The following is a 22,504-nucleotide window of genomic DNA, read 5'->3' as shown; positions in this document are numbered from 1 at the left end:
TCAAGCAAGTTTCGAAGATTCTCAATTGAACCGATCGTGGCGACAAGCTCACTTTTCGAAGCCTTCCCAAATTGATCGACCATCGCCGCCGAACGCTGCCACTATGATCGTCGATATTCTCCCAAATCCCGGGAAGGTGCCGGCCGGGCAATCGTGATCTCTCCGGCTGCCTGGGGCGCGACGCTCCACCCCTCCCCCCGATGAGGAGTGTCTGACCAGGGCAGCCACTGCGGAACGTCGGCCAGCGGCATGCAACAATCGGCTCTCAGGGTCGATCACGCCCCCATCCGTTGATGACGTAAGGGCGCACCATGACCCAATCCCCCACCAAGCCGCGCTCCCGCTGGTCCCCCTGGTCCGTACACGGCGACGGCCGATCCGTCCGCCCCGGTGACGTGGTGCACCCCGACGAACGGCTCTCCTGGCCGCGCACCCTGGGCATCGGTGCACAGCACGTGGTGGCGATGTTCGGCGCCACCTTCACCGTGCCGCTGATCACCGGCTTTCCCCCGGCCACCACGCTGTTCTTCTCCGGCATCGGCACCCTGCTGTTCCTGCTGATCACCGGCAACCGGCTGCCGTCGTACCTCGGCTCGTCGTTCGCCTTCATCGCTCCGGTGCTGGCCTCCAAGGCCGGTGGGGACCTCGGGCCGGCGCTCGGCGGAATCGTCGTGGCGGGCGTTGCCCTGGCCCTCGTCGGCCTGGTGGTACAGCTCGCCGGATCACGCTGGATCGACGCGCTGATGCCGCCGGTGGTCACCGGCGCGATCGTGGCGCTGATCGGCCTGAACCTCGCCCCGGTCGCCTGGGACGGCGGGGGTGCCGGTACCGGGGTCAAGGCCCAGCCGCTGATCGCCGTGGTGACCCTGGTGGCGATCCTGCTGACCACGGTGGCCTTCCGTGGCTTCCTCGCCCGCCTGTCCATCCTGATCGGGGTGGTGGTCGGTTGGGTGCTGGCCGCCGCCCTCGGCGAGCTGGACCCGGCGGCGGTCACCGGGCTGCGCGAGGCCGCCTGGGTCGGACTGCCGCAGTTCCACACGCCCGAGTTCAGCCTACGGGCGATCGTCCTGGTGATCCCGGTGATCCTGGTGCTGATCGCCGAGAACGCCGGACACGTCAAGGCGGTCGCCGCGATGACCGGCCGCAACCTGGACCGGGACATGGGGCGGGCGCTGATGGGCGACGGTCTGGCCACCGTCCTGGCCGGTTCCGCCGGTGGTTCCGGCACCACCACGTACGCGGAGAACATCGGTGTGATGGCGGCGACCCGGGTCTACTCCACCGCCGCGTACTGGGTGGCCGGCGGGGCAGCTGTGCTGCTCGGACTGAGCCCGAAGTTCGGCGCGCTGATCCTCACCGTGCCGGCCGGCGTGCTCGGTGGCGCCACCACCGCCCTGTACGGCCTGATCGCCATCCTCGGTGCCCGGATCTGGATCGAGAACCGGGTCGACTTCCACGACCCGATCAACCTGATGACCGCCGCAATCGCGGTGATCATCGGAGCTGCCAACTACACCCTCACCGCCGGGGACCTGTCGTTCAACGGCATCGCCCTGGGCACCGCCGCCGCCCTGGTCAGCTACCACGGCATGCGTCTGATCGCACGCCTGCGCGGCACCACACCGGCCACCCGCCAGGGTCCGGATGCCGAACTCTGAGCCGCCGCCCGCTCCGGGCCGACCCGGGTAGAAGGCAGAAGGGGGCAACGTCGCCTGGCGACGTTGCCCCCTTCCGTCACCACCCTCGGGTGGACCGACAGATCGGCCAGGTGTCACGGGGTACGTGGCGCGATACCGTCCTTGGGGTCCGGCTCGACCATCAGCCCGACCTGGCTGCCGATGAAGTAGTAGCTGACCTGGCGCAGCGGCCACATGACCCAGCCCCGCTCCGGCTGGCTGATCGGGCGACCGTCGGCATGGGCCACGGTTCCGATCAACAGCCACTCCCTGGTCGTCGACATCACGGTGATGGAGTCACCGGTGACACCGACCGGAACGGTGCGGTCGGGCACGATGTCCCGTACCTGATCGGCGGTGGCGTCGTCGCGGTAGAGGACCGCCCGGAAGGTGACGACCGCGTCGCTGTCGTCGGTGGTGAAACCGACGTGCATGGTGAGAAAGCAGTTCCGCCGGTTGAGCAGGTCGTCGTCGGGCAGTACCCGGTCGCAGCCGCGCTGGTCACGGGCCATGGTGCGGGTCAGCGTGTCGCCGTTCATGGTGATGGTGGTCGGGAAGATCTCGGTTGCCCGTACGTAGGTGGGGTCGGCCCGGCTGATGGCGACCGGCAGCGCCAGGACCACGGCGACGACGGTGATCCCGGCGACGATCGCCCGAAACCGGCGATTGACCACCGGTACCCTGCTGGAGACCACCGCGGCGATCAGCCACATGGCCAGCGCCACCCCGAGCGCCCCGACGGCCCAGATGATGCCGTCCCCGAACTGTCCACCACCCGGGCCGATGAGCAGGTCGTCGAACGGCGTACGCCGGCCGGGACTGAACATGTACGCCGCAGCCACGGTCGGTACCACCAGCAGCATCACGGCGACCCTGGCCGCCCTGCCGAGGCGGGACCAGAACAGTCCCACCATCGCGACGCTCGCGGCCGGCAGGGCGATCAGCAACCAGCCGGCGACCGTCATGCCGGCGGCCGAACAGGCAGTGACCTCGCAGGCGAACCCGATCAGGACGACCCGGCCTGTCGGACCGAAGAACGCCAGTCCCACGATGCCCGCGAGCACACCGAGGATCACTGCGATGCCCCAGAGGCCGGACCGGCGCGACCCGGTTGGCCGGTGGCCATCCGCTGATCCGTCCGGCTTCCCACGCTGGCGCCTACGGCGGCTGGCCTCGCCGACGTACTCGATCGGACCGTCGTTCTTCGCGGAGCTCACGACCAGCGAGCATAGTGTTCGCCCGCCACCGACCTCGCTGGCGAGCGTCTCGGAGCCGAGGACCCGGAAAGCCCCCTGCGGGTGCAGAGGGCTCCCCGGTCCGGGTCAGGGGTTGGTGTAGCCCAGTGTGTAGGTGCCGGAGCCGCCGTACGCGTAGATCCGGTAGCGGTAGTTACCGGCCGTGCCGACGTAGTTGATCGATTCGTTGTTGCTCGGGGTGTCGCCCTGGGCCACCACGACCCAGGAGAACCCGTTCCACTTCTGTAGGTAGATGTCAAAGTCGGCTCCGGACGGACCGCAGAGGTTGGCGCGGTGCGTACCCGAGGTGGCCGAGTAGTAGTAGCCGCTGCTGGGCTGGTACTGGTTCCCCCCGAGGAAGAGGCTGCCGGTGCCGGTGAACTCGTGGCCGGTGCAGCCGCCGCCCTGCGAGTTGACGGTCCAGGTGAACGACGCGGTCCCGGTCTCGTTGGCCGCGTCGGTGATGGTCACGGTGACGTTGCTGCTCCCGACCGAGGTCGGGGTGCCCGAGATCAGACCCGTCGACGAGTTGATGGACAGGCCGGTCGGTAGGCCCGACGCGCTCCAGTTGTACGGGGTGGTGCCGCCCGACGCCTGCATCTGCAGGTTGGCTGCGGTGTTCACGGTGGTCGTCTGGTTTCCCGGACTGGTCACCGACGGGCTCCCCGGTTCACCACCGTTGATGAAGCCGGTGTAGAGCAGACGGTTCGGTGAACCGGTGCCGATGTTGCTGAGCTTGCCGCTGCCGGCGTTGTTGACCAGCGCGTCGCGTACCTGCTGCGGTGTGGCACTCGGGTTGGCGGCCAGGTAGAGCGCGGCGGCACCGGCGACATGTGGTGAGGCCATCGAGGTGCCGGTCATGGTGGCGGTACCGGTATCACTGTTGTGCGAGGCCGACACGACGCTGGTGCCGGGGGCAAAGATGTCCAGGCAGGTGCCGTAGTTGCTGGCCCCGGTCCCGGTGTAGCGGGAGTCGGTGCTGGTGCTGTTGCCCACCGTGATCGCTTCGGGCACCCGGGCAGGGGTGAACCCACAGGCGTCGGCACCGTTGTTGCCGGCGGCGAGCGCGTACGTGACGCCCGAGGCGATGGAGCGCTTGACGGCGTTCTCCAGGGATGTCTGGGTGCCGGTCCCGCCGAGGCTCATGTTGGCCACCGCAGGCTTGGCGGCGTTGGCGGTCACCCAGTCGACGCCCCTGATGATGACGTCCCAGGCACCGCTGCCCTGGCAGTCCAGCACCCGGATGGGCACGATCCTGGCGTTCTTGGCGACGCCGTGGGTGGTGCCGGCGGCGGTGCCGGCCACGTGGGTTCCGTGTCCGTGGCAGTCCGCCGGATTGTTGTCGTTGTCGATGTAGTCGGGACCGGCGGCGATCCGGCCGGTGAAGTTCTGGTGGCTCATCCGTGTGCCGCTGTCCAGCACGTAGACGGTGACCGTACTGCCGCCCTCCGGGTACGTGTAGCGCTGGTCGAGCGGCAGGTCCCGCTGGTCGACCCGGTCCAGGCCCCACGGCGGGTTGGTCTGCGTACCGGCGATGTGGGCGGTGGTGACCTGCTCCACGTACTCCACCCGGGGGTCGGCGGCCATCCGCCGCGCCTGTCGTTCGGTGAGGGTGGCGGAGAAGCCACGCAGCACGTGCCGGTAGGTGAATCGGACCTTCCCGCCGTACGTCCGGGCGAGGTCGGTCGCCCGGGTGTCCACGGCGGCGGCCTGGTCCTTCAGACTGACGATGTACCGGTCGGGGATGGCGCCCGACATGCCGGCGCCGAGGACGGCACCCTCACGCGGACTGGCACTGGCCGGGCCGGCACCCATGGTTGCGGCGACTGTCGCCATGGCCGCTGCGGCGCTGATGGCGACGGTTCGCAGGCGGCGCGGTCTCTGCGGGTACGAGCTTCGCAAGGCTGAACACTCCGTTCGGTCGATCACGGTCACCGGACACCATCGCGTCGAAAGATTTACATATGAGAACGCGAGGTGAACGCACCCTATCCCCGCTCCAGCGACCTGACGGTGGCTACTTTGCGCCGCTGACGGAAACTGGCCACCGTCGATGGGGAGTAGTGTCGGCCGACATGCAGTCCCTGTTGGAACCGGTCGGACTCGGCCCGGCCGAGAGCAACCTGTACGTCGCACTGCTCGACCATCCACACACCACCCTCGCGGCACTGGCCGCAGAGACCGGCGTACCCGTCACCCGGTTACGGCGTCCACTGACGCGACTGATCGACAGCGGCCTGGTGACCCGGCTGCCCGGGAATCCGGCACGCTACGTGCCGGCGCCACCGGAACTGGCGGTGGACGCACTGGCCCTGCGCCGACAACAGGACCTGGAGAAACTACGGGTGACTGCCCGGGATCTCGGCCGACGACTCGACGCCGCACCTCGGGGCCGCGCGTCGGAGCTGGTCGAACTCGTGGAGGGGCGACAGGCGGTGCTGCACCAGCTCGCCCGACTACAGCTCGGCGCGGAGTCGGATGTCTGCATCATCGACTGTCCGCCCTACCTCGCCGGTCGCCCGGAGGACAACCCGCCGGAGTGGCAGGCACTGGCCCGGGGAGTGACCTACCGCTGCATCTACCATGCGTCGGCGGTCGCCGATCTCGGCCGTACCGACGAGGTACTGCGCTACATGAGAGCCGGTGAGCAGGCTCGGACCCTACCCGAGATCTACATGAAGATGATCATTGTTGACCGGCGGATCGCGCTGATCCCGTTGAGCTTCGCCCAGGCCGACACCGGCGTACGGATCCTCGTCCACGCCTCACCGCTGTTGAGCGCGCTGATCGCGTGCTTCGACATGCTCTGGGAGCGGTCGACGCCGCTGGGGCCGGAGCCCGGTCACCCCGTCGCGTCGACCGGACCGACCGAGGCCGATCGGCAGATGCTGACGATGCTGGCAGCGGGCATGAAGGACAAGGCGATCGCCCGCGCGCTGGGTATCGCCCAACGGACCGTCACCCGACGGATCACCGAACTGATGCGCACCCTGGACGCGACGACACGTTTCCAGGCCGCTCTCCAGGCGACGCGCCGAGGCTGGCTCTGACGACGGGTCCCCGACCGGACCCGGCGATCCGTCGCTCACCGCCCCCACTCAGCTCAGAGGATCCCGCGACCAGTGCCCTGGCCCGGTTCTCCGAGGCCCCACCGCACGCACCTGGGCGAATCGATTGACAGTGTCGACACCTCCTGGAAACATTGAGCAAACTCACTGGGAGCGCTCCCAGCGCCTGACCTCGACTCTCCGCGCCTCCGGCCTTCGAAAGGACCCGACGTGAGCCGACACCGAACCCACCGACCCCGCCTGGCGCTGGCCGCCACAGCGGCGTCCCTCGCGCTGACCGGCGTCGCCGTCACACCGGCACTGGCCGATCCCCCACCTGAAGCACCGGAACAGATCACCAACGGCGACTTCAGTGCCGGTGTCCCACCATGGTTCTCCTACGGATCCGGCCCGCTCGGCGTGGTCGACGGTCAGGGCTGCGCGACCGTCCCCGGTGGACTTGCCAATCCCTGGGATGCCGGCATCGGCCAGGATGCCGTGCCGCTGCTGGCCGGATCGTCCTACACCCTGTCGTTCGACATCTCCGCCACCCCCGGCGCCTCGGCCGTCCGGGCGGTACTCCAACTCGGCACGGCCCCGTACACGGCCTACACCAGCGTCGACACCACCGCGACCAGCGGCGGGACCCGGGTGGAGCACACCTTCACCGCACCGGCCGACAACCCCACCGCGCAGCTGATCTTCCAGATCGGCGGCAGCACCACGGAACAGACCATCTGCCTGGACAACGTCTCGCTACGCGGCGGCCTCGAGGAACCACCGTACGAGCCGGACACCGGGCCCCGGGTCCGGGTGAACCAGGTCGGCTACCTGCCCAACGGCCCGAAGAACGCCACCGTCGTCACCGCTGAGACCACGCCACTGCCCTGGCAACTGCGCTCGGCGACCGGCGCAGTGGTGGCCAGTGGCCAGAGCACACCACGCGGGATCGACCCGGCATCCGGACAGAACGTGCAGACCATCGACTTCTCCGCCCACCGTATCGCCGGCACCGGCTACACCCTGGTCGCCGACGGTGAAACCAGCCACCCGTTCGACATCTCCGGCGACCTCTACCGGCAGTTGCGTTCCGACGCACTCCAATTCTTCTACCTCCAGCGCAGCGGCATCGCCATCGACGGCAACCTGGTCGGCGACGAGTACGCCCGCCCCGCCGGCCACCTCGGCATCGCCCCGAACCAGGGGGACACCGACGTACCGTGCCAGGCCGGGGTCTGTGACTACCGGTTGGACGTACGCGGCGGCTGGTACGACGCCGGCGACCACGGCAAGTACGTGGTCAACGGTGGCATCGCCACCCACCAGCTGTTGAGCACCTTCGAGCGGACCAAGACCGCTGCCAGCGCGGATGGTGGCGTGGCGCTCGGTGACCGTACGCTGCGGCTGCCCGAACGGGGCAACGACGTACCGGACATCCTCGACGAAGCCCGCTGGGAACTGGAGTTCCTCATCCGGATGCAGGTGCCGGCCGACAGGCCGCTGGCCGGGATGGCCCACCACAAGATCCACGACCGGAACTGGACCGGCCTGCCGTTGGCCCCCGAGGACGACCCGCAACCGCGCGAACTGCACCCGCCGTCGACAGCCGCGACACTCAACCTGGCCGCCACCACCGCCCAGTGCGCCCGCCTGTACGCCCCGTACGACGCCGCCTTCGCGGCGCGCTGCGCCACCGTGGCGAAGACGGCGTACGCCGCCGCGAAGGCCCACCCGGCGATCTACGCCAGCCCGGCCGACGCAACCGGCGGTGGGGCGTACGACGACACCAACGTCACCGACGAGTTCTACTGGGCCGCTGCCGAGCTCTACCTGACCACCGGGGAGCAGGCGTACCTGACCGACCTGACCGCCTCGCCGCACCACACCGGTGACGTGTTCGACCCGCGTGGGTTCGGCTGGCAGAGCGTGGCCGCGCTGGGCCGGCTGGACCTGGCCACCGTGCCGAGCGGGCTACCGGCCGCCGAACGGACCCGGATCCGCGCCTCGGTGACCGCTGCCGCCGACCGCTACCTGGCGGTCCTGCGCGACCAGGCGTACGGGCTGCCGATGCCCGGTGACGCGGACAGCTACTTCTGGGGTGGCAACAGCAACGTCCTCAACAACGCCGTGGTGCTGGCCACCGCGTACGACCTGACCGGACAGACCGGCTACCGGGACGGTGCGGTGCAGGCGGTCGACTACCTCTTCGGCCGCAACGCGCTCAACATGTCGTACGTGACCGGCTGGGGCGAACAGGCCGCCCGCAACCAGCACAGCCGTATCTTCGGCAACCAGCTCGACCCGTCGTCGCCGAACCCGCCCGTCGGTTCGCTGGCCGGCGGCCCCAACGCCGCACTCCAGGACCCGTTCGCCAGCCAACTCCTGGCCGGCTGTGCACCGATGTTCTGCTACGTCGACGACATCAACTCGTACTCCACCAACGAGGTCGCGATCAACTGGAACTCGGCCCTGGCCTGGATCGCGTCGTTCCTCGCCGACCAGGGGGATGGCGCGGTGGCACCACGCGGCACCTGCCGCGTCGAGTACGTCAACTACGGCACCTGGGCCGGCGGCGGCGGATTCACCGGCCAGGTCACCATCCACAACACCGGCCCGAAGCCGATCCAGGGTTGGACGGCCCGGTTCGCCTTCACCGGTGACCAGCAGGTACGCGAGGCGTGGATGGCGAAGGTGACCCAGTCCGGCGCCACGGTGACGGCCCACAACGAGTCGTACAACGCCCGGATCGAGCCCGGGTCCTCGGTGATGTTCGGCTTCAACGCCACCACCACGGGTGGGGCCAATCCGCCACCGGGGCTGGTCACCGTGAACGGCTCCGCCTGTTCCTGACGTATCCCGGGCGTTGCGCCGCCCGACCGGGCCGGCCACGGACAGCCGTGACCGGTCCGGTCTCAGGGCCGGACCCCACCCGATCGGCAGTCGCTGCGGATCCGGTAGAAGTAGCTGAGATAGCTGGCGTGGTAGGCAGCGCTGGTAATCCGCACCAGCGCCTGGTCGGACGACCTCAGCGACGAGCCGTCGAAGTTGGGACTGCCGGTGTAGACCCGAGGCGTGATGCTGCCGTTGTAGTCCCCGTCCAACAGCATGAACTTGTTGTGTGGCCGTACGTCGATTCCCGGTGCCACGTTGAACCTGCAACGAAGGTGCTGGATGCCGGCGGCGTCGAGGACGTCGACCACATCGACCTCGCCCCTGACGTCCGGGCTGGTCTCGGCATAGACGATGTCGATCCAGCAGCCCTTTGCCCGCAGGTCGGCCAGCTTCCGGGCGACCTGGATCCGGGAGTTGAGGAAGTGCAGCATCACGATCCGGACGTCGGTCTGGTGCCGCAGGCCGTCCGCCCCGGTGTAGGCACAGCTGACCTCGTTGAGCGCGTTGACGATCGTGTCGCTGGCCGGGTTGAGGTATGAGTCGTCCCGACGTGGGAAGAAGGTGGCCCGGTAGGTGCTTCCGGTGGGCGTGCTCCAGTAGTAGGCGTTGTCGCCGGCGCTGGAGTAACGCAGCCGACGAAGGTCCTCGTGGTACTTCCGGAAGCCGTTGTAGACCGTGGCGTCGGCGAACGTCACCGCATCGTTGTAGGACTCGACCTTGTACCAGTTGGTCAGGTTGGACGAGGTCTGGAACACGACGTTCGAGTAGCTCGTGCCGTCGTCGAACGGCCCCACCTTGGAGAACAGGAAGAACTTGTTGTGGTTGTAGGCCGGTCCGGGCGGTGCCGTCGCGATGCACCCCCGCTGGACGTCGTCGAGCCCACCGCCAGGCTCGAACCTGTCGTCACAGACCACGATCCACGACCGGGCGCTGTCATCGGCGCCAAGGCCGGTGACGGGGTCCTTCAACGCGTCCCAGGCAGGGCTGGGCTTGCGCTTCCGCTCACCGTCGAGGTAGGAGGAGTCGTCGATGATGACCTTCACGTTGACGCCCCGGTCGTGTGCCGCGTTCAACGCATTGGCGACGCCGATGTCCGTGAAGTCGAACATCGACACCCGGATGTCCTCGCCCGTGGGTGTGGCCTCGACCAACCTGATGATCTGATCGAATACCGCCGCCTGCTGATCGGGCGCGCCTAGCGGATCGTTGAAGGTAGCGCCGTTGATCATCGGCTTGGCGAGCTTCACCGTGGCGCGGCCGGCCGTGCCACGGTCGGCCGCAGCGCTACTCGCCGGGACGCTGCTGGCCGGAACGCCGCTGTCCGCCGCGCCGACGTCCGCGACGTCGGTGTCCGCGATGCTGTTGTCGGTAGCACCGGTGCCCGCGACGCTGCTGTCCGCGATGCTGCAGCCCGACATGAGCAGTCCACCGGTCAGCAGGATCGCGACTGTGGCCAGTGCACCGGGTCGGGGCGGAGTTTGTCGGCTCATTGACGAGTTCCCCCGGTTCTGAGAGTCGTTCGCAGCAATTACCACCTGCCGATATCCTGCGGCAACCGCGAAACCGTGCCAAGTCCGAGCCCAGCAACGCGACAGTGGCACGGCAGCGGAATGACAGCGTTCACCACCAGGCTCTAGACGCCACCGGGTCCGCTCCCCAATTGCGGACGGGCCCTCGATTCAAGGAGGCGTTCCATGAGCAATGTGGTCCGGAAGACCACGACCAAGGCGACGTCCGCCAGGACCGCCAAGATCGGTGTCATCGTCAGCGAACTGGAAAAGGCAGTCCCGGTGCGGACGAAGGCGGATCCCACCTCGTGCGCACCGGGTGCCATGTACTGCGCCTAGGGACATGTCCCGCCTACCCGGCCTGGGAGATCCCTGACAACTCCGTAACGGCACCGTCGCGGGTCGACCGCTGAGGCTGTGTCGTGGTTGCGCCGCTGTCCCCGCGAACCGGGTTTCCAGCCGGACGGCGGCGCGATCACGGCAGGTCAGCGGCGGGAGCGGCGAAGCGTGAAACAGCGTGTCCGGACTGATCGACGAGGGGACGCACCCGTGACGAACGTCCTGTGGGAGCTTGCGCCGACCGACTGCGACACCACCGACCGTCGGGACGGTGACCTGCTGCCCGTGGCACGGGACGTGGTGCAGGCGATCTGCTCCGGTAACGGGGGTGCGCTGTTCCCGCCGCTGGCCACGCCGTCCCCGGGTGGTGGCCCCCTGACGGTGGCCCGTCACCTCGGCGGACCAGCCGACGCGCGATGGATCACCCATGCGCTGCGACAGCCACGGTTCGTACCGCTGCTGGAACTGCTGGACCGGCTCGGACGCTGGTGTCGACGGGCCGTCCACAGCTACCGCGAGGTGGTCGCACCAGAGCTGCTCGCGGTGACCAACGCCGAACTGTTCGGCCCGGTGGTCGGTGAGATGTTCGTGGCCTGTGCCGCCGGCCAACTCCGCCACAGTCGTCGGCTGGCAGCCGAGGAGGCCAGCCGGTGTACACAGTTCCTGGACACCTTCCTCCGGCGGCTGCGTCGGGACCTACGGTCAGGCTGGCCACGGCAACCAGAGTTCCGTGGCCCGGTACTCGGCATTCAGGCGCAGGGCGAGGAGACCCACAACGGTCGACAGCGGGTCCTGCGGCTACGGATGGCCGGGGGCGGCGCACTGGCGTACAAGCCACGACCGGCCAACGGCGAGCTCCTCTTCCTGGCACAGGGCCGCCCCGGCCGGGACGGTTCGGTGTTCGAGCTGCTCAACCGGCTACCCGAGGCGTCCGGACCGGTCCGGTTGCCGGTCATGAGATGCTGGCGTGGCCGTGGCCGGGACCGGCAGGCCTACAGCTGGCAGGAGTGGATCTCGCCGCCCACCGAATGGGGAACGATCCGCCGATCCAGGGGCAACCGTCTGTACGGCACCCGCCTCGGGGCCCGGCACACCGGGGCCTTCTGGCACCGGGCCGGCTCGCTGACCGCAGCGTGTTTCGCCTTCGGCATCACCGACCTCTTCGAAGGCAACCTGCTGACCGGAAGCCGGCCGGACGACCCGGAACCGATGCTCTACCCGGTCGACCTGGAGGTGTACTTCTTCCCGGTACGCCGCCTCTCCGAGACCGGCCTGGTGATGGACCCCGTCAACGGCGGCCACCACCACGTCGGGATCGAACGCGAAGCCCGCTGGTGCACGATCGCCGGCCCGCTGGAGTACCTCCGCGACCGGGTCGGCGGCGGACTCCAACTCTGCCGCGCGGATCGGCCCTGGTCACGGCGTGACGCCCGCTCGGTGGTCGCGGACACCAGTGGCCGGGTCGGGTACGCCCCGTACCTGACCGCCTACCTGCGCGGCATGTTCGACGTCTGGACCCTGTTGTGCACCCAACGGAGCCGGATACGTCGGTTCGTCGAGCGGCGCTCCCGCGACAACTTCGTCCGGGTACTGGCCCGACCGACGGTCGACTATCTCGACGCACTCTGTCGCCGCCGCTACTCCGGTGGCGGCGCGCAGCCGCACGCCACCGACCCGAAGATCCGATACGGAGCCGGTGAACTGGCACAACTGCGGGTCATGGACGTGCCCTACTTCGTCCGCCCGGCCGGTGGCGGTCCGCTGCGGCGGCTGGCCCCACCGTCGGACGGATTCCGTCTGCTACCCGCCGGGACAAGACTCGGACCGGACCGCCGGCCGTCCCCGTCGGCCGACGTGCGCGACGGTGCCGAGCTCGAGCTGATCGGGCTCGGCATCGCGATCCGGGACGCCATCGAGTACGTCTACGACGACCTGCCCGGCACCCGCCTCGACGACCCCCGGCGTGGTGTCGTCGTACGGCTGACCGACGCGCAGACCGGCGAGGCCGGCTTCGACTGGCCGGAGCAGGGGCACCGGATCACCTTTGTCTGGACCGATGCCGTGGTGCGGATCCGACTCGACCCGCTGCCGCACGGGCCGGACGGGAACGAGCATGACTGGCGCAGCGTCCGCCGGCAGCTTCTACGGATCCATCGGGTGGACGCGGCGATCCGTTCGCAGCTGGTGTACGGCCAGTCCGATCCGGTACTCCGGGAGCAGTTGCGCACGTTGACCGGGGCGGCCTCGGTCTGGCTACACGACGTGGTACGCCGGCAGGGATGGCCGACCCGGTCACTCGTCGGCCCGACGGCGTCAGAAGCCGCCTCCCGGCTCGTCCAGCACACCGACGGTCCGATCACGCATCACCGGTCCTACCTCCGGTTGGTGCGCGCGGCGGCCCGTCGGGGCGAGGTGCCCTGGCGGCAGGTCGCCTACCTGACCGATGCGCTGCGGGTACGCGAGGGCAGGCCACAGGTGTTCGGCACGAAGTTCGTCAACGAAGGGGGTGTGCTGGTGCCGTATCCGATCGAGCATCCAGAGTCGGTGGACGAGCGCCGCCGACGGATGCGGCTGGAGCCGTTGAGCCGGTACACGCGTCGGCTCCGACACCGGTTTCCGCTGACCGAAACCGAAGCGTCGTGAACGGCCGTCCCTGGGACAGATTCGCTGACCGGTGCTGGGGCGTCGCGCCGGCGGTCGTACCGATGCCGTCCCCGCTGACCGTCGAGGACGCGTACCGGCTGACCGCCGAGGCGAGTGCCCCGTTCCGCGCCGGGACCAGGTTCCGCGTACTGCCTGACGTACGGTTCGACACCGGTGCCGGCCGGATCCGCGCACCCGGAAAACTGCTGCCCGGTCCGGACGACAGCGGCCCGGACGGTTACCGCAGGCGTCTGGGTGCCGAACTGGCCGGGCCGGGCTGGCTGCTGACCGTGGAACAGCCGCTGTTCCTGGACTTCGCCTCGTGGGCGCGGGTCCGCGACGGTGTCGACGGCCTGTGGCGGAGGGTGGGTTTTCCGGTCGTGCCGGTCGGTGCGGAGCTGGTGTTCGGGGCCGGGGTGACCCGCAACACCGGACTGGCCCGGGACGCGCAGCATGCCGTGCTGGCCTGGGTGCTACGCGGCCGGCTGCGGGTCCGGTTCGACGGTACGGCCGCGATCCAGGCGGGGACCGGGGAGCTCGCCTACTGGCCGGCCGGACTCCGCTACACGGAGACGTTCGACGACGACTGCCTGGCACTGCTGCTCCGGATACCCGGGGATGCCCGCCTGCCGGTCGACGCGGTGCAGCGCACGGTGGTCGAGTTCGCCGGCACCGGGCTGGCCGCAGACCAGGAGGTGCCGTACCTGTCAGTGCCCCCGGGGCTCGGCGGTGCCGTGCCGGCGGTGGATCCGCTGGCCCGCGCCGCCACGGCAGTACGGGAGCTGAGCACCGACCCGGAGCTGACCCGCACGCTGCGGGTCCGCTGGGCGGCGCGGGTCAGCGCCGCCGGTCTGGAGCCGGTGCCACCGCCACGCGAACCCGTACGGCTGGACGCCCGGCACCGGGTGCGGGGTACCGCCGAGGTGGTCCGCATGCGCGACGGACGGTCCGGCTGGATCTGGGCGGTCCACGGGCATGCGTTCGCGGTACGGGGAGGCGCCTGGTCGCTGCTGCGCCGGCTGCGCGCCGGCGACGCGATCCGGGTCGGGGATCTGTGTGGGACGACGGCGGACGGTCGGCCCGATCCCGGCGCGCTGGCGTTGCTGACCACGCTCCACCGGCTGCGTGGGATCGAGGTGCTGGCCGGCCCCGACCGGCCGAGGGAGGAGGAGTGGTGACCAGGTCGGGAACACCCGTCGTCGCCGACACCCTGGACTGGCCGACGTTCGCATCGACGTACTGGGACCGGCGACCGGTGCTCTACCGGGCGGTGCAGACCGTACCGTTCGACGAAGCCGAGACGTTCCGGACCGCGGTGGACGCGGCCGACCCCGCTCGGCGTGGCCGGGTGCTGCCCCCCAACGTGCAGTTCACCGTCGAGCGCTGGCAACAGAACGAACCGGCCGACCAGCTGCCAGCCGCCACCGACGGATCCTTCGACGGGTACGAGGAGCGGCTGGCCGGGCTGCTCGGCGGACGCCGGTACGCGCTGGTCATGAACTGCTTCCACGCCTTCGGCTTCGACCTGTGGCACCGGCAGCGCTCCTTCTTCGGCGGCCTGTGGCAGCAGGTCGGGATGCCGTATGTCAGCGCGATCACCACCATGTTCCACGGCACCTACGAGCACAGTCCGGTGGGGGTGCACCGGGACCGGTACGCGACGTTCATGTTCGTGTTGCGTGGACGCAAGCGGATGCGGTTCTGGGCCACCCGGCCATGGTCCGAGCCGGTGACGACGGTCCTGGACTACGACCGCTACCGGCCCGAGTCGTTCGCCGTCGAGGTGGGGCCCGGTGACCTGCTGTACTGGCCGGCCAGCTACTACCACGTCGGGGAGAGCGCGGGAACCGAGCCGGCCACCAGCGTCAACGTCGGCCTGCCCCGGGAGGCCTCGGGCGCGCTCGGGGTCGCCGATCTGTTCGCCGACCTCGATCCGGTCTGGGTCGGCGATCCGGCCGCCGGGATCGAACAGTTGGATCCGGTGCTGGCTGCCCCGTTCGCACCGGGCCCGGACCCGGACGGGCGGCTGCCGGCCGCGCTGCCGGCCAGCCTCCGACAGGCGACCACCCGGCTGCGCGGTTTCGCCCGCGACGGCGGACTGCACGAGCGTACGACGGCACTGTCACTGCGGTTCCGGACCGCCGGCGGATTCCGGCCGGTGCCGCCAGCGGCTCCGGTACGGTCGCTCGACGACGGGACGATGGTCCGGGCGGATCCCGGGTCTCCCCTGCTGTGGTCCGTGACCGGTGCCGGGACGATGATCGCAGCGAACGGCCACACGGTACGCACCACCGCCCGACCGACCAGTGTGGAGCGGCTGCTGACACCGCTGGCGGACGGCCGACCGGTCCGGGTCGGTGAGCTTCTCGCGGCCGGCCCCCGCGGCGGTTCCGGAGCGGTCGTCCGGCACGGCCAGCCGCTGCCCGCCTCCCGGGCGGGTACCCGCCGACTGCTGGAGCTGTTGCTGAGCTTCCGTGGCCTGCACCTCCACCCGACCGGTGACACGGCCGACCGGTGACCGACCTGTCGGTGACCGTGGCGATCGTGGGCGCCGGTCCACGTACCGTCGGGTTGTTGGACCGGATCGCCGCCAGCCGGGCGGAGTTGCTGGGTGACCGGCGGCTCGACATCCACCTGGTCGATCCCCATCCGCCGGGGCCCGGCCGGATCTGGCGGGCCGAGCAGTCTCCGCTGCTGACGTTGAACACCGCGGCCGGGAACGTCACCATGTTCACCGACGACAGCGTGACCTGTGACGGTCCGATCCACGTCGGACCGTCGTTGGCGGAGTGGGCCGGCATCGAAGCCGACACGTTCCCGAGTCGCCGTACCCAGAGCCGGTACCTGGACTGGGTCTTCCGCCGGACCGTCGACCGGCTCGGATCGGCCGCCCGGGTGCACACCCACCGGACCCGGGCCCGGGCGCTGTACGGCGAGCGGCGGGGCCGACAGCGGCTGTATCTCGCTGGCCGCGACGAGCCGCTGCTGGCCGATGTCGTGGTGCTGGCGGTCGGGCATCCGGACCTGGCACCCGACGAGGAGCAGGTCGGGCTACGGGACTTCGCCGACCGGCACAGCCTGGTCCACCTATCACCCGGCAGTCCCGCCGATTTCGACCTGTCCGGACTCGCCCCCGGCGAGCCGGTGCTGGTACGCGGACTCGGGCTGGCCTTCATCGACCTACTGACACTGCTCACCGAAGGACGCGGCGGCGAGTACGCGACGGATTCGACCGGGGTGCTGCGCTACCGACCGTCCGGCCGTGAACCGCTACTGCTGGCCGGCTCCCGCCGGGGCGTACCGCACTGGGCGAAGTTCACCTACCGGCTGACCGGTACGCCTCCCCCGCTGCCACGGTTCTTCGGCCGTTCGGACTGGACGGCGTTGCTGGCCCGCCCGGGTCAACTCGACTTCCGCCGCGAGGTGTGGCCGCTGCTGGCGAAGGAGATCGGCTGGGCCTACTACCACGAACTGTTCACCGCCCACCCGGACCGCACCACGATGGGCCTCGCCGAGTTCACCGAGCGGTACGCCGTACTCGACTGGCACTCGACCGAACGGGTGGCGCTGGTACGGCAGGCACTGTCGGCCGACCGCGACGTACTGGACGTGGATCGGCTCGACCGGCCGCTGCTCGGCGTCACCGCCGGTTCGCTGGCCGAGTTGCAACCGTACCTGTGGCGACACCTGGTCGGGTCGGTCCGCCGCAGCCACGACCCCACCCGTAGCCCGGACCTCGCCGCGCTGCTGGCCACGCTGTCGGCGTGGGGACAGCTGGACGCGCTCGTCTCGACGGGCCGCCTGTCCGGGCACTCGGTACGCACCGAGGTGCGTGGTCGGTGGTCGGGATTCCTCAGCCAGTTGCTGAGCGGGCCGCCGGCACATCGGCTGGACCAGCTCCGGGCAGCGGCCGAAGCCGGCGTCGTGTCGTTCCTGGGAGCGGACATGTGGGTCAGAGCGGACCATGCGCGTGGGGTCTTCCGGGCCGGCAGTGCGAGCATGCCGGAGGTGGTCGAGGCGACGACCCTGGTGGAGGCGCGACTGCCGGCGACCGCTCTCGACCGGCTGGCCGATCCGCTGCTGCGTTCCCTGCGGGACAACCGCGACATCGTCGAGGAGGTGCACGACTGCGCCGGCGATCAGGTGCCGACCGGTCGGCTACGGGTACGGCCGGCCGATGCCCGGATCATCGACCGGACCGGGAAAGCGCATCCGTGCCGGTTCGCGCTCGGGCCCTTCACCGACGGTGGACACGCGATGGCGTTCGCGCCGCCCCGGGTGGACGCGCCGACGTTCCGGCACAACGACGCCGACGCCCGGGCGATCCTGCGGTACCTGGCCGGCGTCGAGTCGGCCCCGGCCCGTACCGGACCAGGCGTGGAGCTAGCGGCGGGAACCTGATGCTCGCATGCCCGTCGTGTCCCGGTCGCCCGATCGGCCACTGGTTCGACTGCTCCTGAGCAGACGCGGTGCGTGGCTGCCACCGGAGCAGTGTCGTCTTACTGCCAGGACGATGTCGCAACTCCGTGTTACGGTCGCCTTCGCGGTCGGCGACGGGACGCAGGTTCGACCCAGCCCCTGGGAGGCGTCGTGGAGTGGGACTTCGCCGTACTCGGCGCACTGCGCGTCAGTCATCTCGATCGCACGATCCCGATCACCGCCAACCGGCAACGGGTGCTGCTGGCCACGCTGTTGCTCAGCCGGGGCGAGACGGTGAGCGTTCCGGCCCTCGTCGACCGGATCTGGGCCGACCAGGTGCCCACGCACGCCAAGGCGTCTCTGCACTCCCTGGTCCGACGACTGCGCCAGGCCCTGGGGGCGGGCGACGGACCTGGTGAACTGATCGGGACCCGTGCGAACGGCTACGTCATCGACATCACGCCGGAGAGTCTCGACCTCGGCCGGTTCGACGCTCTCCGGGCAGCCGCAACCGCCAGTGCGGATCCTGGTCGACGGGCCGAACTGCTACGCGACGCCCTGGCGCTGTGGCGCGGCGAGCCACTGGCGGACATCGTCTCCGAGGTGCTGCACCGGGAGGACGTGCCGCCGCTGACCGAACGCTGGGCCCAGGCAACGGAGGAGTACTTCGACGCCGAGCTGACGTTGGGCCATCATGCGGAGATCATTCCCGAGCTTCGGCGGGCGACCCGGCGCAGCCCGCTACGGGAAGGCCTCTGGGGGCAACTGATGCTGGCGCTGTACCGCAGCGACCGGCAGGCGGAGGCGCTCGACGGTTACCGGGCACTGGCCGCCATCCTCGCCGAGGAACTCGGTCTGGATCCCGGCCCGGCACTACAGGAGCTACGAACCGGTATCCTCCGGGCGGATCCGGCGCTGCGCTGGCAGCCGCCCCCGTCCGCCGGGTCGGCCACGGCCAGGGACTCCGCCCCTGAACCGGCCGCCGTCCCGGCTGGTCCGATGTTCCAGCTGCCGGCCGACCCCGGCACACTGCACGGCCGCGCCGGTGCCGGCGACACCATTCGGCAGATCATCACTGCGGCAGCCACCGAGGGACGGCTGCCGCTGGTTTCCGTCTCGGGCGCACCCGGCGTCGGCAAGACGGCTCTGGCGATCCATGTGGGACACCGGCTGTGCGATCTCTTTCCGGACGGTCAGTGGTTCGTACGACTACGCGGCCAGCAGGCCGACCCGGCCCGGCCAGCCGACGTGCTGGCCGAGATGTTGACCTATGCCGGCGTCCGTGGCTTTGCCGTACCGGGCACGATGGACGCGCGGGCCGCCGCGCTACGTGCCGCGCTGGCCGACCGCCGCATCCTCATCGTCCTCGACGACGCGGTGTCGGCGGAGCAGGTCGAGCCGTTGCTGCCGGGCAGCGCGAGCTGCGCGGTAATCGTGACCAGCCGTACGACGCTCGGCGGACTGGTGGCCCTGCACGGTGGACGGGCGGTGGGCCTCGACCCGCTGGCCCCGGAGGACGCCGTCGACCTGCTCATGGCCATCTTCCACGACCACTCCATCGACGTAACGCGAGACGTTCTCGACCAGCTGGCCCGGCTCTGTGGATACCTTCCGCTGGCGCTACGGATCGCGGCGGCCAACCTGGCGACGGGCAGCCCGGCGGACGCGATGGCCTACATCCGGCGACTGCGCGACGGTGACCGGCTCGGTGGGCTGTCGGTCGCGGGTGACTCCCGGGTCGCGGTGCGGGCCGCCATCGAACCGTCCTACCGACGTCTCGGCCAGCGGGAGCGACTGGCTCTTCGGCTACAGGCAGCATCGCCGTCGGACTGCTTCACCCGGTCCGACATGGCGGCACTGCTGGACGTGAGCTGGGCCGAGGCCGACGCTGTCGTACACACGTTGACCGCCTCCCACCTCGTCCGGCCGAGTCACTCCGGTCGGTTCGTGACCCACGATCTGATCCGGCTGTACGCGGCCGAGCTGTCCACCAGCGAGGACAGCGACGCCGAACGTACGGCGGCCGTGGAACGCCTCTTCCACCACTACCTCGCCATCGCCGACGAACTGGCCCGCCGGCACTACCAGCGGATGACCTTCCTACCCGTGCCCCCGGGTCTGTCCCGGTTCGTCGACGGACCGGAGGAGCCCGAGGCACCGCAGTGGTTCAGCACCGAGTACGTCAACCTGCTGGCCGCGATACGTCATGCGGCGCATCACGGTCCGCCCCAGCTCGCCTGGCACCTGGCCGACCGGATGCGGGGCTACCTGCAGGAGATCGGGGCGCACGGCGAGTGGCGGTCGATCGCCGAAGCCGGACTGGAACAGGCCCGGCGTGAGGAGGACGACGAGGGCGTCGCAGCGATGGAGTCGAGCCTGGCGACGCTCAGCGCCAGCCGGGCCGACTATGCCGACGCACGACAGCGCTTCAGTGCCGCCCTCGAAATCCAGGTCAAGCTCGGCAACCGCGCCGGGCAGGCCTCCCTGCTCAACAACCTGGGCATCGTGCACCGGGAGGAGGGCAACCTCACCCAGGCCAGTGCCTGCTACACCCGTGCTCTGCGGCTCTACCGCGCCCTGGGCAACCGGCACGCCGAGCTGAGCTGCCTCAGCAACCTCGGCGTCGTCCAGTTGGAGCTCGACCAGGTCACCGAGGCGATCCACTCGCAGCAGACCGCCCTGGCCGCCTACACCTCGATGAGCGCCGGGGAACCCACCAACGACATCGCCAACGTCCTGCACAACCTCGCCGTCGGGCTACGCGCCATCGGTCAGACCGGCCTCGCGGTCGTGCACCTCACCCATGCCGTGGCGATCCGGCGGCAGCTCGACAACGCGTACGGGGTCGCCAACGACCTCGACCAGCTCGCTGCGGCGTACGTCGAACTGGGTTACCACGCCAAGGCGCTCCAGCTGGCCGACGAGTGCCTGACGACGGCCCGCAGGATCGGAAGACGCCGGGTCGAGGCGGAAGCCCTCACGACGTACGGCACCATCGAGCTCGCTCTACGCGGTCCGGCCTTCGCGATCGTCCGCCACCAGGAGGCGCTGCGGCTCAGCCAGGAGATCAGATACCGGCGCAGCGAGATCAACGCCCACATCGGTCTGGCGGTGGCGTACCGGGCGGCCGGCCAGCAGGCGAAGGCGGAGTACCACTGCTGCCTCGGTGAGCGGCTCGCCCGTGCCGCCCAGCACTACCTGTTGGCCCGCCAGGCCCGAGCGGCACTCGGCTGCACCGACGGGGAACCCGTGCTTCAGGAAGCCTGCTGACCTGGCACGTCCGGTGGAAGGGTTCACCGGCCGCAGGGTGGTACGCGGAAGTGGCCGGGCTGGCTGCCCGGCCACTCCGTCTTCATCGTCGGCACACGGGTCAGCAGTAGCCGTTGACCGTGCCGTTGACGCCGGTCCACAGGTAGGCGTCGGAGACCCAGCTGCCGTCGGTGAGTCGGTTCCACAGTGCGGTGGCGCCGTAGCGGCCGGTGTGCGAGGTGCCGTTGGCGGAGCAGGAGATGGTGACGGTGGCCCCGTCGCCGACCGATCCGATGGCGCCGTAGCCGGTGCCCGGGCCGGAGCGCCTGGTCAACGTACCGCCGCCGTTGGCGTCAACGACCGCCTGGGTGAAGCCGAGGGCACCGTAGTTGTAGATGGCCCCGCCGACGCCGACGTAGGTCGACCCGTGCCGGGCACCACCCTGGTAGGCGGCGGCACCGTTGTTGATGACCCACTTGCCGAAGTCGTGCCCGGCGATCGGCACGTAGGCGCTGTTCTGCCGCAGACCGAAGTGCACGTGCCGGCCGGTCGCGGACCCGCCACAGGTGACGTCGGTGCCGGTGTAGCCGAGGTAGGCCCCCTGGGCGACGGACGCTCCGTTGACCGAGATGTTGCTCCAGAGGTGGTAGTAGTCGGTGGAGTAGCCGCGGTCGTGGATCACCCGGACCCACCCCTGGCACATGGTGTACGCGGTGCCGCCGCGGGCGGCACGGACGATCTGGTCGCCGCCGGCCAGGTCGATGGAGCTGAGCGGTGCACCGCCGCCCCAGCCGTGTGGTCCACCGGTCAGCGTCCAGGTCTGTCCGACGGTGAACGGCAGTGCCATTCCGGTGCGGTAGTCGCCGTTGGCGTACATGACGCTCGGGCCGGTGGTCCCGAAGACGCTCTTCTCCGCTGTGGTCACCAGCGGTGACTCGGCGGCCAGCTCGCCGAACGCGGCCTCGCCGTCGAAGGCGGTACGCCAGCCCCCCGTCTCCGCACGGGCGATGAACACCGCACCGGTCGGGTGCTCGTCTCCCTCGTGACCGGCGACCGCCACGGCGGTGCCGAAGGCCCAGCCGCCCTTCGCCCGGTCGACGTTGACCCGGATCTCCGGCGCGTGCCCGGAGCGGGCCGTCGCCGGGGTACCGGTCTTCTCCAGCATCTTCTGGGTGACCGCATCGGTCACGCTCGCCAGTCCGGCAGCGGCGGGTGCCGCCTGGCCAGTTCCGGGCCAGGCAAGGGCGCCGCCCGCCATCACCGCCACGACAACGGTCGCCCACCGTCGGAGTCGGGTCACAGGGCACCTCCCAGATATCGATGAACACCACTTCAGATCGCTGCAACCGTAGAGCAGTCAACGAAGAATGTCTACGGGCGATCTTCATGATCTGGCGAATCTTTTCGGAGTGGAGCCGCAGCCGACCGATCCGGTCAACTCCGCCCTCCGGAGCACCGGCACTATGCACATGGACAGAAACTGGCGATCGCGGGAC

At 70.0% G+C, this 22,504-nt stretch carries 13 protein-coding genes; 9 read left to right on the top strand and 4 right to left on the bottom strand.

Annotated features, from left to right (window positions below; translation table 11 throughout):
* Window positions 1-311: 311 nt before the first annotated feature.
* The gene (locus ACFQ4H_RS22640) at window positions 312-1,658 is read left to right on the top strand and encodes a uracil-xanthine permease family protein (RefSeq protein ID WP_377573602.1); all 1,347 of its coding nucleotides are present in this window, start codon (window positions 312-314) and stop codon (window positions 1,656-1,658) included.
* 113 nt (window positions 1,659-1,771) lie between these two features.
* On the opposite strand, the gene ACFQ4H_RS22635 is transcribed toward ACFQ4H_RS22640, so the two are convergent.
* A complete protein-coding gene (locus ACFQ4H_RS22635) occupies window positions 1,772-2,893 on the bottom strand; it encodes a hypothetical protein (protein WP_377573599.1) in 1,122 nt (373 codons plus the stop codon).
* A gap of 105 nt (window positions 2,894-2,998) precedes the next feature.
* Window positions 2,999-4,747 carry a S8 family peptidase gene (locus tag ACFQ4H_RS22630; protein ID WP_377573597.1) on the bottom strand — a complete coding sequence of 583 codons (1,749 nt, stop codon included), beginning with the start codon at window positions 4,745-4,747 and terminating at the stop codon, window positions 2,999-3,001.
* A 239-nt stretch (window positions 4,748-4,986) separates the two neighbouring features.
* Between ACFQ4H_RS22630 and ACFQ4H_RS22625 the strand changes: the two genes are divergently transcribed.
* Both ACFQ4H_RS22625 and ACFQ4H_RS22620 read left to right on the top strand, forming a co-directional pair.
* Window positions 4,987-5,961 carry a helix-turn-helix domain-containing protein gene (locus ACFQ4H_RS22625; protein WP_377573594.1) on the top strand — a complete coding sequence of 325 codons (975 nt, stop codon included), beginning with the start codon at window positions 4,987-4,989 and terminating at the stop codon, window positions 5,959-5,961.
* A 228-nt stretch (window positions 5,962-6,189) separates the two neighbouring features.
* On the top strand, window positions 6,190-8,808 hold the full coding sequence (locus tag ACFQ4H_RS22620) for a glycoside hydrolase family 9 protein (protein ID WP_377573591.1): 2,619 nt from the start codon (window positions 6,190-6,192) through the stop codon (window positions 8,806-8,808).
* A gap of 62 nt (window positions 8,809-8,870) precedes the next feature.
* Here the strand turns inward: ACFQ4H_RS22620 and ACFQ4H_RS22615 are convergent, their stop codons facing one another.
* Window positions 8,871-10,340 carry a phospholipase D-like domain-containing protein gene (locus tag ACFQ4H_RS22615; protein ID WP_377573588.1) on the bottom strand — a complete coding sequence of 490 codons (1,470 nt, stop codon included), beginning with the start codon at window positions 10,338-10,340 and terminating at the stop codon, window positions 8,871-8,873.
* 204 nt (window positions 10,341-10,544) lie between these two features.
* Here ACFQ4H_RS22615 and ACFQ4H_RS22610 point away from each other — a divergent pair, with 204 nt between their 5' ends.
* The 6 genes from ACFQ4H_RS22610 to ACFQ4H_RS22585 all read left to right on the top strand — a co-directional run bounded on the left by ACFQ4H_RS22610 (window position 10,545) and on the right by ACFQ4H_RS22585 (window position 21,029).
* Window positions 10,545-10,697, top strand: a complete 153-nt coding sequence (locus ACFQ4H_RS22610; RefSeq protein WP_377573585.1) for a hypothetical protein — start codon at window positions 10,545-10,547, stop codon at window positions 10,695-10,697.
* A gap of 210 nt (window positions 10,698-10,907) precedes the next feature.
* Window positions 10,908-13,340, top strand: coding sequence for a DUF6624 domain-containing protein (locus tag ACFQ4H_RS22605; protein ID WP_377573583.1), 2,433 nt, complete (start codon window positions 10,908-10,910; stop codon window positions 13,338-13,340).
* The gene (locus ACFQ4H_RS22600; RefSeq protein ID WP_377573580.1) at window positions 13,337-14,518 is read left to right on the top strand and encodes a hypothetical protein; all 1,182 of its coding nucleotides are present in this window, start codon (window positions 13,337-13,339) and stop codon (window positions 14,516-14,518) included. The genes ACFQ4H_RS22605 and ACFQ4H_RS22600 overlap by 4 nt, the downstream gene beginning before the upstream one ends.
* The gene (locus ACFQ4H_RS22595) at window positions 14,515-15,858 is read left to right on the top strand and encodes a JmjC domain-containing protein (protein ID WP_377573576.1); all 1,344 of its coding nucleotides are present in this window, start codon (window positions 14,515-14,517) and stop codon (window positions 15,856-15,858) included. The genes ACFQ4H_RS22600 and ACFQ4H_RS22595 overlap by 4 nt, the downstream gene beginning before the upstream one ends.
* Window positions 15,855-17,741 carry an FAD/NAD(P)-binding protein gene (locus ACFQ4H_RS22590; RefSeq protein ID WP_377573573.1) on the top strand — a complete coding sequence of 629 codons (1,887 nt, stop codon included), beginning with the start codon at window positions 15,855-15,857 and terminating at the stop codon, window positions 17,739-17,741. The genes ACFQ4H_RS22595 and ACFQ4H_RS22590 overlap by 4 nt, the downstream gene beginning before the upstream one ends.
* 189 nt (window positions 17,742-17,930) lie before the next feature.
* Window positions 17,931-21,029: an AfsR/SARP family transcriptional regulator gene (locus ACFQ4H_RS22585; RefSeq protein WP_377573571.1), complete on the top strand. Its 3,099-nt coding sequence runs from the start codon at window positions 17,931-17,933 to the stop codon at window positions 21,027-21,029.
* Between the two features lie 100 nt (window positions 21,030-21,129).
* On the opposite strand, the gene ACFQ4H_RS22580 is transcribed toward ACFQ4H_RS22585, so the two are convergent.
* Window positions 21,130-22,308, bottom strand: a complete 1,179-nt coding sequence (locus tag ACFQ4H_RS22580; RefSeq protein WP_377573568.1) for a M23 family metallopeptidase — start codon at window positions 22,306-22,308, stop codon at window positions 21,130-21,132.
* Window positions 22,309-22,504 lie beyond the last annotated feature (196 nt).

Origin of the sequence: Micromonospora sonneratiae (assembly GCF_042679305.1) — a bacterium.
Taxonomy (GTDB): domain Bacteria; phylum Actinomycetota; class Actinomycetes; order Mycobacteriales; family Micromonosporaceae; genus Micromonospora_H; species Micromonospora_H sonneratiae.
Note: the sequence above shows the minus strand (reverse complement) of the source record. Positions and strands in the feature narration are given on the sequence as shown.